The sequence below is a fragment of the Pedobacter sp. T50_32 genome (assembly GCF_057652195.1).
The window spans coordinates 270,520-290,639 of sequence record NZ_JBYFBY010000002.1; the positions used below are offsets into that span (position 1 = coordinate 270,520).

At 37.3% G+C, this 20,120-nt stretch carries 18 protein-coding genes; 7 read left to right on the top strand and 11 right to left on the bottom strand.

Features of this window, described 5'->3' with window-relative positions; genetic code table 11:
- Positions 1 to 238: 238 nt before the first annotated feature.
- Complete coding sequence (locus AC23ME_RS06550) at positions 239 to 1,459, bottom strand: MFS transporter (RefSeq protein ID WP_487726955.1); 1,221 nt, start codon at positions 1,457 to 1,459, stop codon at positions 239 to 241.
- A gap of 231 nt (positions 1,460 to 1,690) precedes the next feature.
- Here AC23ME_RS06550 and AC23ME_RS06555 point away from each other — a divergent pair, with 231 nt between their 5' ends.
- The 4 genes from AC23ME_RS06555 (at position 1,691) to AC23ME_RS06570 (ending at position 6,515) form a co-directional block, all read left to right on the top strand.
- A complete protein-coding gene (locus AC23ME_RS06555) occupies positions 1,691 to 2,305 on the top strand; it encodes a hypothetical protein (RefSeq protein ID WP_487726956.1) in 615 nt (204 codons plus the stop codon).
- Between the two features lie 179 nt (positions 2,306 to 2,484).
- On the top strand, positions 2,485 to 5,082 hold the full coding sequence (gene clpB / locus AC23ME_RS06560; protein ID WP_487726957.1) for an ATP-dependent chaperone ClpB: 2,598 nt from the start codon (positions 2,485 to 2,487) through the stop codon (positions 5,080 to 5,082).
- 328 nt (positions 5,083 to 5,410) lie between these two features.
- On the top strand, positions 5,411 to 6,013 hold the full coding sequence (locus AC23ME_RS06565; protein ID WP_487726958.1) for an outer membrane beta-barrel protein: 603 nt from the start codon (positions 5,411 to 5,413) through the stop codon (positions 6,011 to 6,013).
- A 91-nt stretch (positions 6,014 to 6,104) separates the two neighbouring features.
- Positions 6,105 to 6,515, top strand: a complete 411-nt coding sequence (locus AC23ME_RS06570) for a Dabb family protein (RefSeq protein WP_487726959.1) — start codon at positions 6,105 to 6,107, stop codon at positions 6,513 to 6,515.
- A gap of 36 nt (positions 6,516 to 6,551) precedes the next feature.
- Here the strand turns inward: AC23ME_RS06570 and AC23ME_RS06575 are convergent, their stop codons facing one another.
- The 4 genes from AC23ME_RS06575 to AC23ME_RS06590 all read right to left on the bottom strand — a co-directional run bounded on the left by AC23ME_RS06575 (position 6,552) and on the right by AC23ME_RS06590 (position 8,787).
- Positions 6,552 to 7,451 carry a TIGR01777 family oxidoreductase gene (locus tag AC23ME_RS06575; protein WP_487726960.1) on the bottom strand — a complete coding sequence of 300 codons (900 nt, stop codon included), beginning with the start codon at positions 7,449 to 7,451 and terminating at the stop codon, positions 6,552 to 6,554.
- A 10-nt stretch (positions 7,452 to 7,461) separates the two neighbouring features.
- Entirely contained in the window at positions 7,462 to 7,860 is a 399-nt protein-coding gene (locus tag AC23ME_RS06580; protein ID WP_487726961.1) for a hypothetical protein, read from the bottom strand.
- Between the two features lie 10 nt (positions 7,861 to 7,870).
- A complete protein-coding gene (locus AC23ME_RS06585; RefSeq protein WP_487726962.1) occupies positions 7,871 to 8,182 on the bottom strand; it encodes a hypothetical protein in 312 nt (103 codons plus the stop codon).
- A gap of 101 nt (positions 8,183 to 8,283) precedes the next feature.
- Positions 8,284 to 8,787 carry a GbsR/MarR family transcriptional regulator gene (locus AC23ME_RS06590; RefSeq protein WP_487727741.1) on the bottom strand — a complete coding sequence of 168 codons (504 nt, stop codon included), beginning with the start codon at positions 8,785 to 8,787 and terminating at the stop codon, positions 8,284 to 8,286.
- 235 nt (positions 8,788 to 9,022) lie between these two features.
- Here AC23ME_RS06590 and AC23ME_RS06595 point away from each other — a divergent pair, with 235 nt between their 5' ends.
- Positions 9,023 to 9,409: a response regulator transcription factor gene (locus tag AC23ME_RS06595; RefSeq protein WP_487726963.1), complete on the top strand. Its 387-nt coding sequence runs from the start codon at positions 9,023 to 9,025 to the stop codon at positions 9,407 to 9,409.
- Positions 9,410 to 9,496: 87 nt separating this feature from the next.
- Here AC23ME_RS06595 and AC23ME_RS06600 read toward each other — a convergent pair whose 3' ends face one another.
- Both AC23ME_RS06600 and AC23ME_RS06605 read right to left on the bottom strand, forming a co-directional pair.
- A complete protein-coding gene (locus AC23ME_RS06600; RefSeq protein ID WP_487726964.1) occupies positions 9,497 to 9,724 on the bottom strand; it encodes a DUF1456 family protein in 228 nt (75 codons plus the stop codon).
- 101 nt (positions 9,725 to 9,825) lie between these two features.
- A complete protein-coding gene (locus AC23ME_RS06605; protein ID WP_487726965.1) occupies positions 9,826 to 11,133 on the bottom strand; it encodes a DEAD/DEAH box helicase in 1,308 nt (435 codons plus the stop codon).
- A 245-nt stretch (positions 11,134 to 11,378) separates the two neighbouring features.
- Here AC23ME_RS06605 and AC23ME_RS06610 point away from each other — a divergent pair, with 245 nt between their 5' ends.
- Complete coding sequence (locus AC23ME_RS06610; protein WP_487726966.1) at positions 11,379 to 11,852, top strand: ribonuclease H-like YkuK family protein; 474 nt, start codon at positions 11,379 to 11,381, stop codon at positions 11,850 to 11,852.
- A gap of 58 nt (positions 11,853 to 11,910) precedes the next feature.
- On the opposite strand, the gene AC23ME_RS06615 is transcribed toward AC23ME_RS06610, so the two are convergent.
- The 4 genes from AC23ME_RS06615 to AC23ME_RS06630 form a co-directional block, all read right to left on the bottom strand.
- Complete coding sequence (locus tag AC23ME_RS06615) at positions 11,911 to 12,642, bottom strand: DUF6733 family protein (RefSeq protein ID WP_487726967.1); 732 nt, start codon at positions 12,640 to 12,642, stop codon at positions 11,911 to 11,913.
- Positions 12,643 to 12,799: 157 nt separating this feature from the next.
- Positions 12,800 to 14,182 carry an ammonium transporter gene (locus tag AC23ME_RS06620; protein WP_487726968.1) on the bottom strand — a complete coding sequence of 461 codons (1,383 nt, stop codon included), beginning with the start codon at positions 14,180 to 14,182 and terminating at the stop codon, positions 12,800 to 12,802.
- A gap of 305 nt (positions 14,183 to 14,487) precedes the next feature.
- Entirely contained in the window at positions 14,488 to 15,438 is a 951-nt protein-coding gene (gene mnmL / locus AC23ME_RS06625; protein ID WP_487726969.1) for a tRNA modification radical SAM protein MnmL/YtqA, read from the bottom strand.
- Positions 15,439 to 15,905: 467 nt separating this feature from the next.
- Positions 15,906 to 17,345 (bottom strand): APC family permease, encoded by a 1,440-nt coding sequence (locus AC23ME_RS06630; protein WP_487726970.1) that lies wholly within the window; start codon positions 17,343 to 17,345, stop codon positions 15,906 to 15,908.
- A gap of 491 nt (positions 17,346 to 17,836) precedes the next feature.
- Between AC23ME_RS06630 and AC23ME_RS06635 the strand changes: the two genes are divergently transcribed.
- Positions 17,837 to 20,092, top strand: coding sequence for a sodium-translocating pyrophosphatase (locus tag AC23ME_RS06635; RefSeq protein ID WP_487726971.1), 2,256 nt, complete (start codon positions 17,837 to 17,839; stop codon positions 20,090 to 20,092).
- Positions 20,093 to 20,120 lie beyond the last annotated feature (28 nt).

Below are 20,120 nucleotides of genomic sequence, written 5' to 3' on the forward strand. Positions count from 1 at the left end.
TGGTCATGTTGAGCTTGTCGAAACATTTACTTCTTAACAAACAATCCTTCGACAAGCTCAGGATGACAACAGCAAAAAGTATTTCGCTCCTATCAGGTTTAATTAACAAAATTCTGTGCTTATCGCTTACATTCTAACCTTCAAAATGCTTATCCGTCGGTTAAAACCGACGGCAATGAATACTAAAAGAGAAACTCCTCATGCTAATAAATTCTTTGTGTTCTTTGTGCCTTTGTGGTTAATCAACACTCTCCAGCTTCAACCTCATTCTCTTCATCAAAAAATAAAAACCAGCTGCAGTAAGCAACATTAAAATCCCAGTACCAGTCCACAATACATTAAACCCATGCTTTGCAGCGATTTGAGTTCCTAAATATGGCGCAAAAATCAATCCGGCAGATAATGAAAGCGAGTTTAACCCCATGTAAGCTCCCCTATTTTTGATATTCGAACGCTGTAAAGTTACTGTAGCCATAAAAGGCATAGCCAACATTTCCGAAACGCAGAGAATAAACATCGAAACGTACAACAACCAAATTCCATTAGCAATTAACAGTGATGCAAAGGCCAATCCGCAACAAACCACACCAACTATAATCGCATTTGCCGCTGTCGTTCTTCGCTCTGCAATATGAACTATCAGCATCTCCAAACTAAAAACTACCACGCCGCTGTAAGCTAAAATTACACCAATACTTTTTTCAGATAAGTGATAAACTTGGCGGTAATAAAGCGGTAAAGAACTCAACAACTGGAAAAAACATATAGCGTATAAAATGCTCAGTAAAGTAAAAACTAAAAACGGCACATCCTTATAAGGCGATTGATAAGGAATTATGGCTTCTTCTGTATCTGCTTTCTCTTTCACATTACCCTTTTTGTTCCTAAAATAAACGAAGAAGATGATAGCCGCTAATGTAGCCGCAAAAGCATTTCCGTAGAACAAAAAATCGTAAGAAATAGCCGCTAAAAAGCCACCTAACGCCGGACCAATGGAAAAACCTAGGTTTAAAGCCATCCTGTTTAAGGTAAAACTCCTCACTACATTTTCGGGTTTCGAATAATAAGCCAAAGAAACCGAATTAGCCGGACGAAGAATATCGCTCACCATACTCAGTGCCAATATACCCGCAGCTAATGATGGCATAGTAGTTAACTTTGGTAACAGCAAAAACAGCGGTACTATTCCCGATAGACTGAACATTTGCACTTTAAAATGTCCAAACTTATCAGTTAACCAACCACCTAAAGAAGAACCTACAACAGAACCAATACCAAAGCAACTCAGCAAAATTCCAGCATTTTCCAACGAGAAGCCTAAATGCTTCACCATGTAAACTCCAAGAAAAGGCACCACCATGGCGCCACTCCTATTAACCAGCATTACCAAAGCCAACATCCAGGCAGGTGTAGACAAGCCTTGGTAAACTTTAAAGTAATTTTTAATGTAAGTCGTCATTGAAATTGATGAAATGCAAAGGTAGAATTACCGCATCCCATTTCAGGCATTTTAAAGGAAAAATTTATCGAATTTTAAATTCGCACCTAGCTAATGATTAAAATTCATTATCATCGTATTTAATAAAATAGAATTATGGGTTTATTGTATCTACTCGTAGGGCTTGGCATCTTTTCAATAGTTTTTGCCCTTGTATTTTCTATCCTAACTATTTGGTTTAGAAATACCGCAATGCGGATAATTTCATTCATTTTAACCCTTTTGGCATTTATTGTATACCTCATTTCAATATTTACTATTGGCGGCTCTGATGAAATTTTTGGCATTTCCTTAGATAAGTTATTGTTTTTGCCAATTGCCATTCCGCTATATCTGCAGTGCTACTTCGCCATGAAAAGTGCTTCGACAATAGTTGCAAAGAAAATATTTTTCGGTTTGGCATCCTTAGTTGTAGTACGTCTCTTAGGCATTGCTGTGGTTGCAGCTACAGATATGCTTTATAAAAACTCGCTCGATGAAATTTCACAAGTAATTTGGAAAGTAAACTCGTACGTGCTTTTCCCACTCCTTTTTGCTGGTATCAGTTATGTTTTTGCAAAATTATTCTACCCTTATCTAAGTGTGTTCAAAGAACTTTTCACCAAAACACTGATCATTTTAGCTGCGATTACAATTATCGATGAGTTGTTGAACCTATTGGTAATCTACACAAAATTCAAAAACTTTTTTATGTACGATGGACACACCTATCTTATCATCTTAACAGTTTCGTTAACTCAAATTGTGGCGGGTTGTACTTTGGGATTGTACATTTTCAGAAATAAACACGACAAAATTTCAGTATAACCAACTTAAAATCAGTCAATTATTCAGTTTAAAAAGTTTTCATACGACAAAATTTCCGATTTTGAAATCTTTTGTTGCGTGGCATCTGTTTTGACCTTAGCGTAATAACCATAATTTTGACACAATTGTCTTTATACTCTTCGTGTTTTTGTGGTTAAACAAAAAGGAAAAACGATATTATGAACTTCAATAATTTTACAATCAAAGCCCAAGAGGCTGTACAAAAAGCCTCTGAAATTGCACAAGGCAACCAGCAGCAGGCCATAGAAACAGCTCATTTGCTTAAAGGCTTGTTAACGGTTGATGAAAATGTGATTTCCTACGTTTTAAAGAAATTAAACGTACACCTCAATACACTTACCCAAAAGCTAGATGACGATATAACCAAGTTCCCGAAAGTAAGCGGCAGCAATATTTATTTATCTTCTAGTGCTAATTCAGCTTTGCAAAAGGCGCAATCTTTCTTAAAAGAATTTAAGGATGAATTTGTGTCTGTAGAGCATATCCTTTTAGGAATTTTAGCTGCAAATGATGCTACATCTAAGCTTTTAAAAGACCAAGGCGTAAACGAAAAAGACCTCAAAAAAGCAATTACCGAATTGCATGGAGATAACCGAGTTACAGACCAAAATGCTGAGGCTACTTACCAAGCTTTGGGGAAATATGCTCGCAACCTGAACGAATATGCCGAAAGCGGAAAGTTAGACCCAGTAATTGGTCGTGATGAGGAAATTAGACGAGTTATTCAGATTTTATCTCGTAGAACGAAGAACAACCCTATTTTAATTGGTGAGCCTGGTGTGGGTAAAACGGCTATTGCCGAAGGTATTGCTTTTAGAATTATCAAAGGTGATGTTCCTGAAAACCTAAAATCGAAAGTGGTTTACTCTTTAGATATGGGTGCGCTTATCGCGGGAGCAAAATATAAAGGTGAGTTTGAAGAGCGTTTAAAAGCTGTAGTAAAAGAGGTAACGCAAAGCGATGGCGAAATTGTACTTTTCATTGATGAAATACACACTTTAGTTGGTGCTGGTGGCGGCGAAGGTGCAATGGATGCCGCAAACATCTTAAAACCTGCCTTAGCCCGTGGCGAATTGAGAGCAATTGGTGCAACCACTTTAGATGAATATCAGAAATACTTGGAAAAGGACAAAGCTTTAGAGCGTCGTTTCCAGAAAGTAATGGTTGAAGAACCTGATACGCAAGATGCGATTTCGATTTTACGTGGGTTAAAAGAACGTTACGAAACGCACCATAAGGTTCGTATTAAAGACGAAGCAATTATCGCTGCAGTAGAAATGAGCCAACGCTATATTGCAGACCGTTTCTTGCCAGACAAAGCCATCGATTTAATGGATGAAGCTGCATCAAAACTACGTATGGAGATGGACAGTGTGCCTGAAAACGTAGATGCTTTAGACCGTGAGATTATGCGTTTAGAAATTGAGCGTGAGGCTATCAAACGTGAAAAAGATGAAAGCAAGGTAAAAGAACTGAGTGTTCAAATTGCCAATTTATCCGCAGAGCGTGATGAATTTAAAGCAAAATGGCAAGGTGAAAAGGATTTGGTGGACGCTGTTAATACAGAACTTGAACAGATTGAAGCTTATAAATTAGAAGCAGAACAGGCAGAACGTGCAGGCGATTACGGAAAGGTAGCGGAATTACGTTATGGCAAAATCAAAGAAGCACAGGATAAAGCTGAAAAGTTAAAAGCTGATTTGGCAAGCAGACAAAACGAAAGTCGCATGCTTAAAGAGGAAGTAACTGCAGATGATATTGCTGGTGTAGTTGGTCGTTGGACTGGTATTCCAGTAACAAAATTGGTTTCTAGCGAACGTGAAAAACTGCTAAATCTAGAGCAAGAGTTACACAAACGTGTTGCAGGTCAAGATGAAGCGATTGAAGCAATTTCAGATGCTATCCGTCGTTCTCGTGCAGGTTTGCAGGATAAACGTAAACCCATCGGTTCTTTCATTTTTTTAGGTACAACTGGCGTAGGTAAAACCGAATTGGCAAAAGCTTTAGCCGAGTTTTTGTTCAACGATGAAAATGCCATGACCAGAATTGACATGAGCGAGTATCAAGAACGTCATGCGGTTTCTAGATTAATTGGAGCGCCTCCGGGATATGTAGGTTACGATGAAGGTGGGCAATTGACTGAAGCAGTGCGTAGAAAACCATATTCGGTGGTGTTGCTAGATGAGATTGAAAAAGCACATCCAGATGTGTTTAATATCTTATTGCAAGTGTTAGATGATGGAAGGTTAACTGATAACAAAGGTCGTGTGGTAAATTTCAAGAACACCATCATCATTATGACTTCGAACATCGGTTCGCACTTAATTCAAGATAACTTCAAAGATTTTGATGAAGATAAAAGAGACAGCATTGTAGCAAAAACTAAAAACGAGTTATTCGAGTTATTGAAACAAACCATTCGTCCAGAGTTTTTAAACAGAATTGATGAGCTGATTATGTTCACGCCGTTACAAAGAAGCGAAATTAGAAACATAGTTGATTTGCAGTTCAAACATGTTCAAGATACTTTAGCAGAAATGGGAGTTACCATGAAGGCAAGTACTGAAGCTTTAGATTGGTTAGCAGAACTAGGTTACGACCCTCAGTTTGGTGCAAGACCATTAAAAAGAGTAATTCAGAAACGTATTTTGAATGAACTATCAAAGGAAATACTAGCTGGTAAAGTGGATAAAGACAGTAAAATCAAACTTGATATGTTCGACCATCAATTTGTGTTTTTGAATGAAGACAAATAAGCGTTGACTATTCACAACTCTATCATATATCAAAAGAGGCAGACCAAAAATCTGCCTCTTTTTTTATGTCAATAACTGCCAAGAAATGCCAAATCGGCAATAGCAAAGCAAGGCCAAAAATCACCTTATTGTCACCAAAAACTAGTTTTGTCAAGACAGTATAATTTCGATTTTATTAACCTGAAATTAACGATTTATTAATCAATTGATTATCCAAAAATCGTGGATTTTGGCACGCATGACAAACTTTCATCGAGGCACAGTAGTTGAAAATAGACTAGTCAAATGGTCAGAAGATCATTATTGTAACACATAAATATTTTAAAAAATGAAAAAACTTTTATTATCGCTAGTAGCTGTAGCAGCTATTACATTTGGTGCAAATGCACAAACAGAAAAAGGAAAAATTATTTTAGGTGGTAACGTTGGTTTCAACACTACTAAGGTAGACGGAGCTGCAAAAGCAGATGTTAACTTTAGCGTAGTACCAAGCGTTGGATATTTTGTAGGAAACAATTTTGCAATAGGTACTGGTGTAGGATATACTTATGACAAATCTGTTAGCGATGGTGCACAAACTGAAGCTTTCAGAGTAGCTCCTTTTGGTCGTTACTACGTGAATTTAACAGATCAATTCAAATTCTTTGGTCAACTATCAGTACCTATGGCTTTTGGCAGTGTTAAAGATGTAGAAGCAAATGGTGATACAGGTGCAAAATTAGGTACAGCTACTACAATTGGTGTAAACGTTGCTCCAGGTTTTGCATTCTTCCCTAACAAAAAAATCGGTATCGAATTCTCGGTTAATGGTTTAGGTTACGAAAATGCAACATTAAAAGCTGAAGGATCTGGCGCAAAAGTTAAAGCAAACAGCTTTGGTCTAGAAGCTAATACTTTTGCTCCTAAATTAGGTGTACAATTCCACTTTTAACAAAGAAATTAACTAGTAAAAAGGCTTCCTAAAATTGGGAAGCCTTTTTTTATTTTGATAATCGCTAAATTTGAAAGATAACACCAATAACATGAATAAAACAAACCGTAGAAAATTTATAGCTGCTACAGCAAGTTTATCGGTAGCTACTTTAGTTGCAAACGCAGTTCCTCAAGCGAAAGAAGACATCAAACATCCGATTGTACATCATGTATTTTTCTGGCTTAAAAATCCTTCTTCAAAAGCAGACCGAGATAAATTAGTAGCAGGATTGAAAACACTTAAAAAAATTGAAAGTATTAAAGCCATCCATATTGGTGTGGTTGCAAGTACCGAAAAAAGAGAAGTTATTGATAACAGCTGGTCGGTTTCTGAATTGATGTTTTTTGATGATTTAGCAGGGCAAAAAATTTATCAAGACCACCCTATACATCAAGAATTTATTAAAAACTGCAGCCATCTTTGGGAGAAAGTTTTGGTTTACGATGCTGTTTCGGTTTAAAATTGAAACAGCATCATAAACGTTATCGACTAAAAATTAATCATTCAAAATATTCTGCAAAGCACTACCAATTATAGGAAATTTGAATTGATATCCTGCTTTTAACAACTTATCCGGAACAACCCATCTACTCTTTAATATCAATTCGGTTTCTGTTCCTATTAACAAAGCTCCCATTTTTAACATCCACGCTGGAGACGGCAAACCAATACCTACATTCATTTTTTCCCTTAATGATTTCATCAAAGTTGCATTATCAACTGGGTTTGGAGAAGAACAGTTGTACACGCCCTTTAAATTTTCATTGTCTCGCAGAAACAAAATAATATTAAACAGATCCTCTAAATGTATCCAACTAAACATTTGCGTTCCATCCCCTTGCTTGCCACCAAGACCAAACCGAACCAAATTTACAAACGGCCCCATTACACCGCCACCGACGCCTAAAACAATGGCCATTCTTAATGCAATTTGTCTGGTTTGTGGCAAATTAAAATCGAAGAAAGTCTTTTCCCATGCAGTAGCCACATCTACAGAAAATCCACTTCCAATATCTCCCTCATCTTCCGTCATTGATCTATCTATTGCATGTCTGTAAATTGTGGCAGTGCTAGAGTTTATCCAAATTTGTGGCGGATTTTCACAATTTAAAATAGCATCACCCAAAATTTTTGTAGTTTCCGTTCTAGATCTTAAAATCTCGTCTTTATTCTTTTGATGATATCTACAATTAACCGATTTTCCTGCCAAATTAATTACCATCTCTGCACCATTTAGTGCATTTTCAATCTCTTTTTGATTATCCCATTGGATGTGCGCATTATTCCGAGAGATGATGATGACTTCATAACCCATAGCCTTAAACTTTTCGGTAAAATACTTTCCGATAAAACCAGTTCCGCCTGCCAATACTATTTTGCTTCGATAATTTTTCATATCCGTAAACTTATTGTCCTGTGATTCTAGGGGGCTGAGGAGCTACTACATTCAAACCTTCTTTCGCTTTTCTTTTCCCTCTAAAAAAGAAGTAGAGATTAATGAACAACATCAAACCTAAATAAATAGAAAAGCTGCCCACTTTGTAACTCAGCGCTTCTACTAATTCTTGATAATTGTTGCCATAAAGCCTTATTTTCAAAATCATTAAGGCAAATCCGATATTCAACAAATAAAAACCTGTTTCGAATAGTTTATTGGTCGCAAATGCAATTTCTTCCCTTCCTTTAAAAATATCCAACATGTAAATCTTGCTGTTTCTAAAAAGCGTTCTAGAAACGTAAAGGGTAAGCAAAAGCGCTATTGGCAAATAAACTGCATAACCGATTAGAATTTTTGTAGTTTCCATGATATTTAATTTATTGTTGTTTAATTAATTTCTGCACTTGAGTAGTTAATAAAAAGATATTGAGGTAGTGTAAACCTGAAAGGATGATAATTATTCCAGCCATTTTTAAGGATATTACTTCTACCAGCATAGGCGTAGAACTGATGACTTGCCAAAAGGATAGATTAACAGCGCAATAGCCAATATTGACTAAATAATAACCAATGAGTAACACCTTATTGATTTGTTGGCAGAGCTCTAAATGCCCAGGAATAAGTTCTGCCACAAATACGTTTCCATTTCTGTAGCAAATTTTGCCTACAACTACGATTATGAAAACCATTAGGACGATAAATATGCTGTAACCTATCAAATTTAAGCTCATCATAATTTTATTTATTTTAAAATTTCAGAAAATATTGAAACTTTATTTTATAAAAAAAGTTATCTAAAAATCTTCATCATTAATTTACCCAACCAATTGTCTTTATATTCTGTCACTTTATCAATCATTTCATCAGCACTTGCCACAAACTCGTGTAGTTTTTTAGTTTGCTCCACAAAATGTTTCGCTTCTTCAGATTTATCGTCTGTTATTGCGCTCACTTCCTTCAAAACCTTAAGCGCTGGTTTAATCTCCCGCTTGCTCCTCTCCTTCGCAATTTTAGTAGCCAATTCATCCAAATCCTTTTCAGCAATAAAAAACTCTCTACGTTCTCCAGGCTTATTCGCTTTGTAAATTATGCCCCAATCCATTAAACCACGTAAGTTCATACTAGCATTGCCTCTAGATATTTGAAGCTCTTGCATAATATCTTCCATAGAGACCGGTTCTTTGGATACCATTAACAAAGCATGTATCTGTGCCATCGTCTTATTGATACCCCATTGAGAACCTAAAGCTCCCCATGTTTGTACAAATTTATTTTTCGCTTCGTCGAATTGCATAGTCAAACCTACAAATAGTTTTTAAACTTTCAAAAATAATTGAAAGTTTTTTTTCTAATTTTATTTTAATGAAATCTAAAGTATGAGAATCGATCCATGTAGATGGGTGTCAACACGCTACGCTAATTTGCTGCACAGTTCATCAACTTCTTTTTTAGTTAAATCTTCATTTTATGTAAACCCAATTGTTAAATCGTTGTTATGTAAATAGTTCAACAATGTTATATTTGCGGTTATGAAAAGAATTATAGTAGTAGATGATGATGAAGAGGTATTAGATACTATTGAATTGGTTTTAGAGATTGGAGGCTACGAAGTAGAACCTCTTAGTGATGCAGAAGGAATACACGAAACCGTGAGTAGTTTTAACCCAGACCTTATCATTTTAGATATTGTATTAGGTAAAATTGATGGTCGCACAATTTGTGCTGAAATTAAAAACAATCCTAAAACCAAGCATATTCCAATTTTAATGATGTCTGGTTTGTATAAAGCAGATGAAATTAGTTCTTTGGAAACACCTCCAGACGACTTTATGCCTAAGCCGTTTAAGATGGATGTGCTTTTAGAGAAAATAGAAAAATTAATTAATGTTAAAGTCGCAAGACATAACATCAATTAAAAACTATTTAGAAATACAATATTGTTGGCGGTAAACGCCAACAATTACAATACTATCGTAGACTTCGAAAGAAGCGTACCATTCTAATTACTTTTCTTCTCTAGGGCCACGTTTATAGATCACCAATCCGTTAAGAAAGTTTCTTAAAATTTGGTCGCCACATTTTTTAAAGTTTGGGTGATCGTCTTTCCTAAAAATATCTCCTAATTCGCTTCTTGTGACTGTAAAATTCACCAATTTGCAAATTTCTATTATTTGATCTGTATTTAGAGATAAAGCTACTCTCAGCTTTTTAATGATATCGTTATTGCTCATATTTTAGTTTATTCGTTAAATAGTTTCCCGAAATATCGGGATTTCGCTTTGACTTAACAGCAGTTTATTGGTTAACAGAACTGAAAACTGCCAACTGAAAACTAATTTGCTATTTCTACCTTTATTTTCCTGCCTTTTATTTTCTGTCCAGACAGTTTGTTAATTAATTGTGGCGCTAATTTACGTTTTACAGCGGCATAAGCGCTCAAATCTTTTACTTCTATCAGCCCCAAATCTTCCTTTACTAGACCTCCTACTTTTAAAAGAAAGCCTACAATGTCTATTTTATTGATTTTATCTTTTTTACCCGCGGCTAAATAAATGGTTTGCCACTCACTATCTGGTGGTATTTGATAATCGCCATCCAAATGTTCTACTTCAATATCATCATCTAGATATGGAAATTTTTCATCCTCGGCAAAAATCAAATAAGCAGTTCCTTTCGCATTCATTCTTGCGGTACGCCCGTTGCGATGTACAAAAGCGTCTTTAGTGTAAGGCAATTGATAATGGATGATATACTCCACCTCAGGGATATCCAAACCTCTTGCAGCTAGATCCGTGGTAATTAAAATCTTTACGCTGCCATTCCTAAATTTCAACAGCGCTCGCTCTCTATCGTCCTGTTCCATTCCGCCGTGAAAAATATCATGCACTAAATCCTGATCTATCAACAAATCACTAATTCTATCTACCGTTTCTCGATGGTTGCAGAAAATCAGCATAGAGTGATTACCAATTTTACAGATTAACTTAAAAAGTGTTTCTAGTTTTTCTTCGGCTAATGTATTTATCCTTTTTAGTTTCAAGTCTGGCACAACCTCCTGCTGACCTAGAAAATTAATTTCCATGTGGTTTTTAATTCCTGTAAAATCTGGAATGTCCTGCATGGCAGTAGCCGAGGTTAAAATACGTTGTTTTAATGAATATAAGCTCCCAATAATGAAAGACATATCTTCCGTAAAACCAAACTCTAAAGATTTATCAAATTCATCTAGTACTAAAGTGGTAATGGTACTTTCGTCAAAATTTTGCTCACGCAGGTGAAATGCAATACGACCAGGTGTGCCAATTAAAACCGCTGGAGCTTCGATTAAAGTGTTACGCTCAGCCCTTACAGAGTGACCTCCATAACAGCAAGTAACTTTAAAGCCAGTAGACATTTGTTTAAAAACCTGCTCAATCTGCAATCCCAATTCTCTTGATGGAACCAGAACTAAACATTGCACACCCTTGCTTTGTTTATTTAAGTTGCGAAGCACAGGAAGAAGAAATGCTAGAGTTTTACCAGAGCCAGTTGGCGCCAGCACCACTAAATCAGCACCAGTTTTAGCCTTTACACTTACCTCCTCTTGCAAAGGATTAAGCTGTTTGATATTTAAATTTGAAAGCAGTTTTTGCAGTTCCATGCTACAAAGTTAATAGTTTTCAGTTGGCAGTTGATAGCATTCAGTTTACAGTTGGCAGTTTTCAGTTAGCCGATTTAAACGATTAACCAGTTAACAAATGAACCAGTGGACCAACAAACCAACATAACCTGTTGATAAACAGCAAAATGTTAGCAAATAAACAATATTGACTTAAAGAAACTTTAACATAAAGCCATTAATTTTAGGAAACCTGATTTAGGGTTTGCTTTACACACCAATAACTTATGACCTGGAAGAAATTTAGTGGCGAAGTTATTCATTCGTCAATTTTAGAAGAAGTAGAAAAAGCAATTCTCCGCGAAACCGAAAACGGATACAAGCTAAAGGTCTGCATCGGTACCGATTCGCAAGTTAAAAGCAGTCATACTGATTTTGCAACCGTAATTGTGCTGCTTAGAGAGCATCATGGTGGTTTCATGTACATTGCGCAGGAAAAATCTACCCAGCAAATGGGAATTAAGGAAAGAATGCTGCTAGAAGTACAAAAATCTATCGAAACAGCCTACTCCATTTGCGATTTATTGGATATTTATGATGTAGATCTGGAAGTTCATGCGGATATCAATACCAATCCATCCTTTAAATCGAACAAAGCTTTGAACGAAGCAATGGGATACATTTTAAGTATGGGTTTTATTTTTAAAGCAAAGCCTGAAGCTTTTGCCAGCTCAACTTGTGCAGATAAAATGGTACATTAAATAAAAAAAGCCTGTTATCCATAAAGAATAACAGGCTCTTTAATTTAGATATCAGCTATTACAAATTAACAAAGAACGCTAATTTGTAGAAATCAATACCGCCAGTATTTGCTGCATTGTCTCTAAGGTTTGCGCCTGCCGAAAGTCTTAAGCCAGCAATTCCTTTTGAGAATTGTACGTAAGGGCCAAGCCAAGTATAATATTGGTCAAACTTGGTGTTATTACTACCACCATCTCTAAATAAGTGCTCGAAATGACCTCCTAGAGAGAACATCGGTGAAACCTTATAACCTAAATTTGTCCAATAGTGAACATAATTTGCACCTAAAGCACCTTCGTTTCTTAATTGGGCATAGTAACCGGCATATAACTGGCCTTCCATTTTACTAGAGTTTAAGTTCACAGTTACGTTTGGCACAATACCGTCGCCAACAACGCTAGGTCCGCTGGTAAAGCTAGACAACAAATTACCCATCGTAAAGCCTAGTTGCGGGTTGATGGTAATGCTTTCGCCTGCGTTAAAACTTGCGCCCAAACCAAACTCGGTCCAATTTCCCCAAGCGGCACCTGTACCAGCGCCCCATTGTATACCGTAGAAAGTTAAAGCTGCTTTGTCACTAAGTTTATAAGATCCGCTCAACATTGGGTTGAAACCAAAAAAGACATCGTGATTAAGCGATAATGTAAATGATAATTTTTCTTCTTCCTTTTTTTCTTGAGCCTTAACTGTTGTTAACGTTAAACTAGCCACAGCAATAGCCAATAATACAAGTCGTAATTGTTTTCTCATAATTTTTAGGTTTTTAGGTTATAGTTTTTAGTTGATTTTTAAGTCAAAAGCATAGCCCATCGGCAAAATAATGGTGCCGATATGTCATCAAATTTCAACTACAATAGCTTTCTTAAAATCCGAAAAGCTATTGTAGCTACATACTATACTTGGGGTTTTATAGGATCACTTTAACCTTCTCTTCTTTACGCTCTTCACGCGTAGCTTCAACAATTAAGTGACCTTGAAAATATTTCTCGTTATGTTGTGTACTATCTAAACCTTCTTCTTCCTCATCGGCAGAAACTCTGATAGGTAAAACCAAGTTGATTAGTTTAAAAATGAAGAAAGAAACAATGAAACTGAAACCAGCGGACAATACCATTCCTTTTAACTGGATTAGAAAGAACTCCGGATTTCCGTAAAGCAGACCATCAACACCACCGGGATTTACAGTTTTTGTAGCGAATACACCTGTTAAAAGCATACCAACTATACCACCAACACCGTGGCAAGGAAAAACATCCAAAGTATCGTCTAAGTTAGTTTTGTGTTTCCAAGCCACTACCAAATTAGAAACAATGGCAGAAAACACACCGATGAAGATACTTGAAGGAATGCTCACAAATCCGGCTCCCGGGGTAATAGCTACCAAACCTACTACAGCTCCAATACAGAAACCTAAAACCGATGGTTTTTTACCTCTAGCAGCATCAAAGAACATCCAAGACAAACCGGCAGAACCAGCAGCAACATTGGTAGTTACAAAAGCCGAAACTGCTAAAGCATTAGCTCCTAATGCAGATCCAGCATTAAATCCAAACCAGCCGAACCAAAGTAAGCCAGTACCAATTAACACATAAGGTATATTAGCTGGCGGAACTTCTTTATGCTCTAAGTGCGATCTTCTGCGTTTCAGTACTAAAGCACCCGCTAAAGCAGCCATACCAGCAGAAATGTGCACTACAGTGCCACCAGCAAAATCTAGAACGCCCATATTAAACAAGATACCCTCTGGGTGCCATGTCCAATGTGCCAAAGGCGAATAAACAAAAACTGCGAACAATACTATAAATAAGATGTACGAAGTAAAGCGAATACGTTCTGCTACCGCTCCTACCACCAAACCTGGGGTTATAATAGCGAACATACATTGGAAAATAGCAAATAACGACAATGGGATAGTTCCCCAAGCTGGTCCAGAATTTACACCTTGGAAAAAGAAATAGGTCGTTGGATTACCGATAAAGCCACCAATACTATCGCCGAACGCCAAACTAAATGTTACTACTACCCAAAGTACCGAAACCACTCCTGCGGCAACTACACTCTTAATCATAGTAGACAATACATTTTTACGATGAACCATACCTCCGTAGAAAAATGCCAAACCCGGGGTCATTAAAAATACTAAAGCAGCTGCTACCATAACGAAAGCTACATCAGGCGCACTGTATTTTCCTTCATCAAAATTAGCTAACGGCGTAATAAATAATGCGGCAACTGCAACAACTATCAAAATTGCGAACGGAGCCCACTGCTTAAATAGAATTTTACTCATAATTTATGTTTTAATGTTTGATTTTAATACTAAAATAAGAATAACATTCAAATTTTAATCAATCTTTTAATAATTTATTGATTATTTTTCAAAATTCACCAAAAATAATAACAAAAAAGAAATAAAAAACTTTTAAAACTTAAAATAACAACAAAAAACAACACATAAAATGACTTATAATTAAAAATTTAAATCAAAAACTATAAAAAACAAATAAAAATTTTTCAAAAATCAAGAAAACAGCAAGAAAAACAAGAGAAAAACAACAGGATTAACTCAAAAACAAAGCAACCCTATAAATAAATTTACAATTTTTGATAAGCAGAACCTTGAACCACCCCGCGGCGTTCAATTTCCTTATCAATATAGCTTTGGATAGCAGATTTTTTCATTCCCCAATTGGGTGCAATTAGCAAATCCCAATCTGAAATTCCAAAAAGGCGTTGAATAACGATGTCGGGTCGCAACAAAGGGATCAATTCGCAAAGCAAATCGGTATATTCTTCCAAACTGAAAAGCTTAAAAGGCTCCCTCTTATATTTTACACCCATAATAGAGCCTTCTACAATATGTAAATGATGAAATTTCACAAATTTAATCTGCGAAAAGCGATTAATTTCATGGATATAACCGTGCATCATTTCTCTAGTTTCCCACGGAAAGCCAAAAATGGTATGCACACAAAGATTAAGCTTGGTATTTTCTAGCAATTTCACCGCCTCCACAAATTCTCCATGGCTACAACCGCGGTTAATCTGCTCAAGCGTTTCATCGTAGATAGATTCCATGCCCATTTCCAAATCTACATCATACCTGTCCGTATAACTTTCTAACAAAGCTACCTTTTCGGCATCAATACAATCTGGGCGAGTACCCACCGCAAAACCAACTACATCTTCATTATTTACAGACAATGCGTCATCGTACATCATTTTTAAATAATGTGTTGGCGCATAGGTGTTGGTATTTGGCTGAAAATAAACGATAAACTTTTCGGCCCGATACGAATTTCGAGCTCTCGCCATGCCTTCTACCAATTGCTCTTTAATAGTAGGCAATTTCCTAGAAAGCTCGGGCGTAAACGAATCTACGTTGCAATAGGTACAGCCGCCGTAGCCTTTGCTACCATCGCGGTTAGGGCAAGTAAAACCGCCATCAACAATTACCTTAAATACCCGCTGACCATTGTAATGATCTTTCAAGTAAGTTCCGTAATTATTATAGCCCTTTATGCCCCAATCTAACGCTGTTCCCATTGGCTGCAAAAATAGAAAAAAATTTGCAGTACTTAGTTTCGTCAAATTGTAAAACTTAAAACAGCCAAAATGATTTGAAAAGCAATAAAGAAGCGCTTTTCAACGTCAGTCCCGCTATTCGCTTTACTTCGGGCAAACACACAGGTTTGCCGCTACGTGCTCGCTCCTATCGGGTTTAAAATGCAAGTGCTGTGCACAGGTTCAAGTTAATTAAACCCGACTGTGCGAAAATACTTTTTGTTTTGCCCCGTGCCGTCATACCGAAATGAGGAACGATTGAGGTATCTGTTTGTATAGAGCAGCCATCCCACAGATTTCTCACTACGTTCGAAATGACGGGTTTAAAAAACAAAAAGATTGTAGCGAAGGCGGGGCTTTCGTAAACGATAAGCACCGAAACTGCTTTTCACAAAAAAAGACGAGCAGGCTAACCCAATCGTCTTTAAATCTTTTTCGCATGCATTTACTTACGCAGGCTTTTTTCTATTAATTAAGAGGTAAATAGGCAAACCAATTAACACGATAATTAAGCCAGGCCAAGTATATTGCTGCTTATACATTAATAAAAGGCTACAAAATGCGGCACCGATTAGCAAATAAACAATTGGCGTAACCGGATACAACCAAGTTTTATAAGGTCTTTCTAAATCTGGTCGTTTAAACCTTAAATAAATCACACCGAAAACGGTGATCATGTAAAACAACACAATCACGAAAGAAATCATATCTAGCAAGTTACCATACTGACCGCTTAAACATAAGGCAGCAGCCCAAAGTCCTTGCATCCAAAGTGACTTTTCTGGAACTCCATTTTTGTTATTTTCAATTGCTGCTTTAAAGAACATACCATCTTTAGCCATAGTTTGAAAAACCCTTGCTCCTGCCAACACAATCCCGTTTACGCAGCCAAACGTAGAAATCATTACCAAAATAGCGATGACATAGGTACCAACACCGCTTCCGAAAATTTGCTCGGAAACCACCACAGCTACCCTATCATTCGGTGCAAATGCAATTCCATCTCTATTAAGTGCATTTAGGTAGACGAAATTTACCAATAGATAAAGGATCATCACGGCAGTGGTGCCCAACACCATAGAACGCACCACGTTTTTCTTCGGATTTTCTATTTCGCCAGAAACAAAAGTTACATTTTCCCAAGCTACACTAGAAAACACAGAGCCTACCATTGCAGCGGCAATTCCGCCCATAATGGCCATTCCCGAGATAGATTCCCAACCAGATTGCAGGAAGTTACCGCCACCATCTGTTTTTAGATTGTTAAAAGCGCTCCAACCAAAACTCATATTATCTGACCAGAAACTACTTTTGATCAGTAGAAAACCTAAAATAATTAAAGCTATTAAAGCCACAATTTTAGATCCTGTAAAAATATTCTGTAAAATCTTACCGCCTTCTACACCTTTAGTATTAATATAGGTAAGTAACAGAATGACAAAAATCGCTAAAATCTGGATCCAGGTAATTTTATACTCTCCGCTCTGAAAAATTGGCGCAGCATCGTTTAAAGCTGGTATTAAGTAAGCCGTAAATTTACCAAAAGCTACAGCTACGGCGGCAATTGTACCTGTTTGTATTACGGTAAACAATCCCCATCCGTATAAAAAACCCATCATTTTACCGAAGGTTTCTTTCAAATAGGTGTACTGTCCGCCTGCTTTAGGAAACATGGAAGAAAGCTCGCCATAAGAAATTGCAGCGGCTACAGTCATTACTCCTGTAATTACCCAAACTACGATTAGCCAGTAGCCAGAACCGAGATTTCGCATGATATCGGCACTTACAATAAAAATACCGCTGCCAATCATTGAACCCATTACTAGCATTACGCCATCGAATAGGCCTAGCTTCCTTTTAGGAGAAACTTCTTCTTGTTGATCTTTCATTTATTTAGTTTAGTCTTTTTGGTTGTAAGAGCTAAGATAGAAAAAGAGATTAATAATTTGACTTTGTTGCCGCAGACTTGTCCCAATTTCGGAGGCAAAGATTTTAACTCTGTTAAATACCGCCACAGATACAGATTTTTGTTTTCAATGATAGATATAAAAAACACATAGGCACATAGCTTTATCTAAAAATTTGAAAGGATGTCTTTATATTTTTGTCTATGGGCTAGATTAGCTAATATTTTGAAATTGTTGGCGGGGACGCCAACAAGAGCATCGCATACGTTGGTGTACCTGCCAGACGCATATGTTGGCGTCCCCGCCAACGTGACATTTTAATTTATCAGCTTGAGCAGGTTTCAATTCATATTACTATCTGCGCAGCTGTGGCAAACTTTTCAACAGCTGTAAAAATATCTTGACAATCAAATATCTTTTTTACTACCTTGTATTTTGATTATCAACTAAACAACTAAATATAAATTTAAACTATGGATTTTTTACAAAACAATCTTATTTATGCTATTCCCCTACTTGGCTTGGTAGGCATTTTGGTGATGGCGGTAAAGAGCGCCTGGGTTAACAAACAAGATGCTGGAGATGCAAACATGCAAGAACTAGCCGGTTACATTGCAGATGGCGCTATGGCCTTCTTGAAAGCTGAATGGAAAATTCTAAGCATTTTCGCGGTATTAGCTGGTGCTTTATTAGCTTACTCAGGCACAGTAACAGAAGTAAACGGAAAAGCCATTCACTCTAGCTGGATCATCTCTATTGCCTTCATTATTGGCGCTGTATTTTCGGCATTAGCTGGATATATCGGCATGAAATCGGCAACTAAGGCCAACGTAAGAACCACACAGGCGGCCAGAACAAGTTTAAAACAAGCGCTTAAAGTTAGTTTCACTGGCGGCACCGTAATGGGACTTGGCGTTGCAGGTTTAGCAGTATTAGGCTTAGGAGGTTTATTCATTATCTTCTTAAAGTATTTCAACGTAATTGGTGCCAATAGTGCCGAAATGAAAACCGCCATTGAGGTTTTAACAGGTTTTTCTTTAGGTGCTGAATCAATTGCTTTATTTGCTCGTGTTGGTGGTGGTATTTACACCAAAGCAGCCGATGTAGGTGCAGATTTAGTTGGCAAAGTGGAAGCAGGTATCCCTGAGGATGATGTACGTAACCCTGCAACTATTGCCGATAACGTAGGTGACAATGTGGGTGACGTAGCTGGGATGGGTGCCGATTTATTCGGTTCTTATGTAGCTACCATTTTAGCAACCATGGTTTTAGGGCAAGAAATTTCAGTTGCTGATAATTTCGGAGGCATGTCTCCTATTCTATTGCCAATGGTAATTTGCGGTCTGGGTATCATTTTCTCTATTATTGGAACTTGGTTTGTAACCATTAAAGATGAAAAATCTAACGTACAAAATGCGCTAAACTTAGGTAACTGGTCTTCAATTGTAATTACAGGTGTTGCTTCCTTCTTCTTAGTGAAGTGGATGTTGCCAGAAACCTTGAGCTTACGTGGTTACGAATTTTCGAGCATCAATGTGTTTTATGCAATTGTAGTTGGTTTAGTGGTAGGTACCATTATGAGTATCGTAACCGAATACTACACTGCAATGGGCAAAGGTCCGGTTAATTCAATCATTCAGCAATCTTCAACTGGTCACGCTACCAATATTATCGCAGGTCTTTCTGTAGGCATGAAATCTACGGTAATTCCAATCTTAGTGTTAGCTGGCGGTATTATGGCTTCTTATTACTTTGCAGGATTATATGGCGTAGCAATTGCCGCAGCGGGTATGATGGCAACTACAGCCATGCAATTAGCGATTGATGCTTTCGGACCAATTGCCGATAACGCAGGCGGTATTGCTGAAATGAGCCAATTACCTCCAGAAGTTCGTGAACGTACCGACAACTTAGATGCCGTAGGTAACACCACTGCAGCAACTGGTAAAGGTTTCGCCATTGCTTCGGCAGCATTAACATCTTTAGCTTTATTTGCAGCCTTTGTAGGTATTGCAGGCATTTCTGCTATCGATATTTACAAAGCACCAGTTTTAGCAGGTTTGTTTGTGGGCGGAATGATCCCATTTGTATTCTCAGCGTTATGTATCCAAGCAGTGGGTAAAGCAGCAATGGATATGGTGCAGGAAGTTCGTAGACAGTTCCGTGAAATTCCAGGAATTATGGAGTACAAAGCAAAGCCTGAGTACGAAAAATGCGTGGCTATCTCTACACAAGCTTCTATCAGAGAGATGTTGATGCCAGGTGCTATTGCCTTAATTACACCAGTAATTGTAGGTTTCATGTTCGGCCCTGAAGTTTTGGGAGGTTTGTTAGCTGGTGTTACTGTATCAGGTGTATTGATGGGAATTTTCCAATCTAACGCTGGTGGTGCTTGGGATAATGCTAAGAAGTCATTCGAAAAAGGTGTAGAAATTAACGGTGAGATGTACTACAAAAAATCGGAACCACACAAATCTTCTGTAACTGGAGATACCGTTGGAGATCCGTTTAAAGATACCTCTGGACCATCAATGAACATCCTTATTAAATTGATGTCTATAGTTTCGCTGGTAATTGCCCCTTATATTGCAATAAGTGCAAGCGACGTAAATACTGCTGGCGGCATAGAGGTTAAAAAAGAAATCAGCATTCAAAAAAGTGTTGATGCACAAGGAAATGAGGTTGTAGACACCCTTATAAACGAAAAAGATACCATCACTAACCAATAAAAATGTTACTAGAGAAAAGGGATTTTGC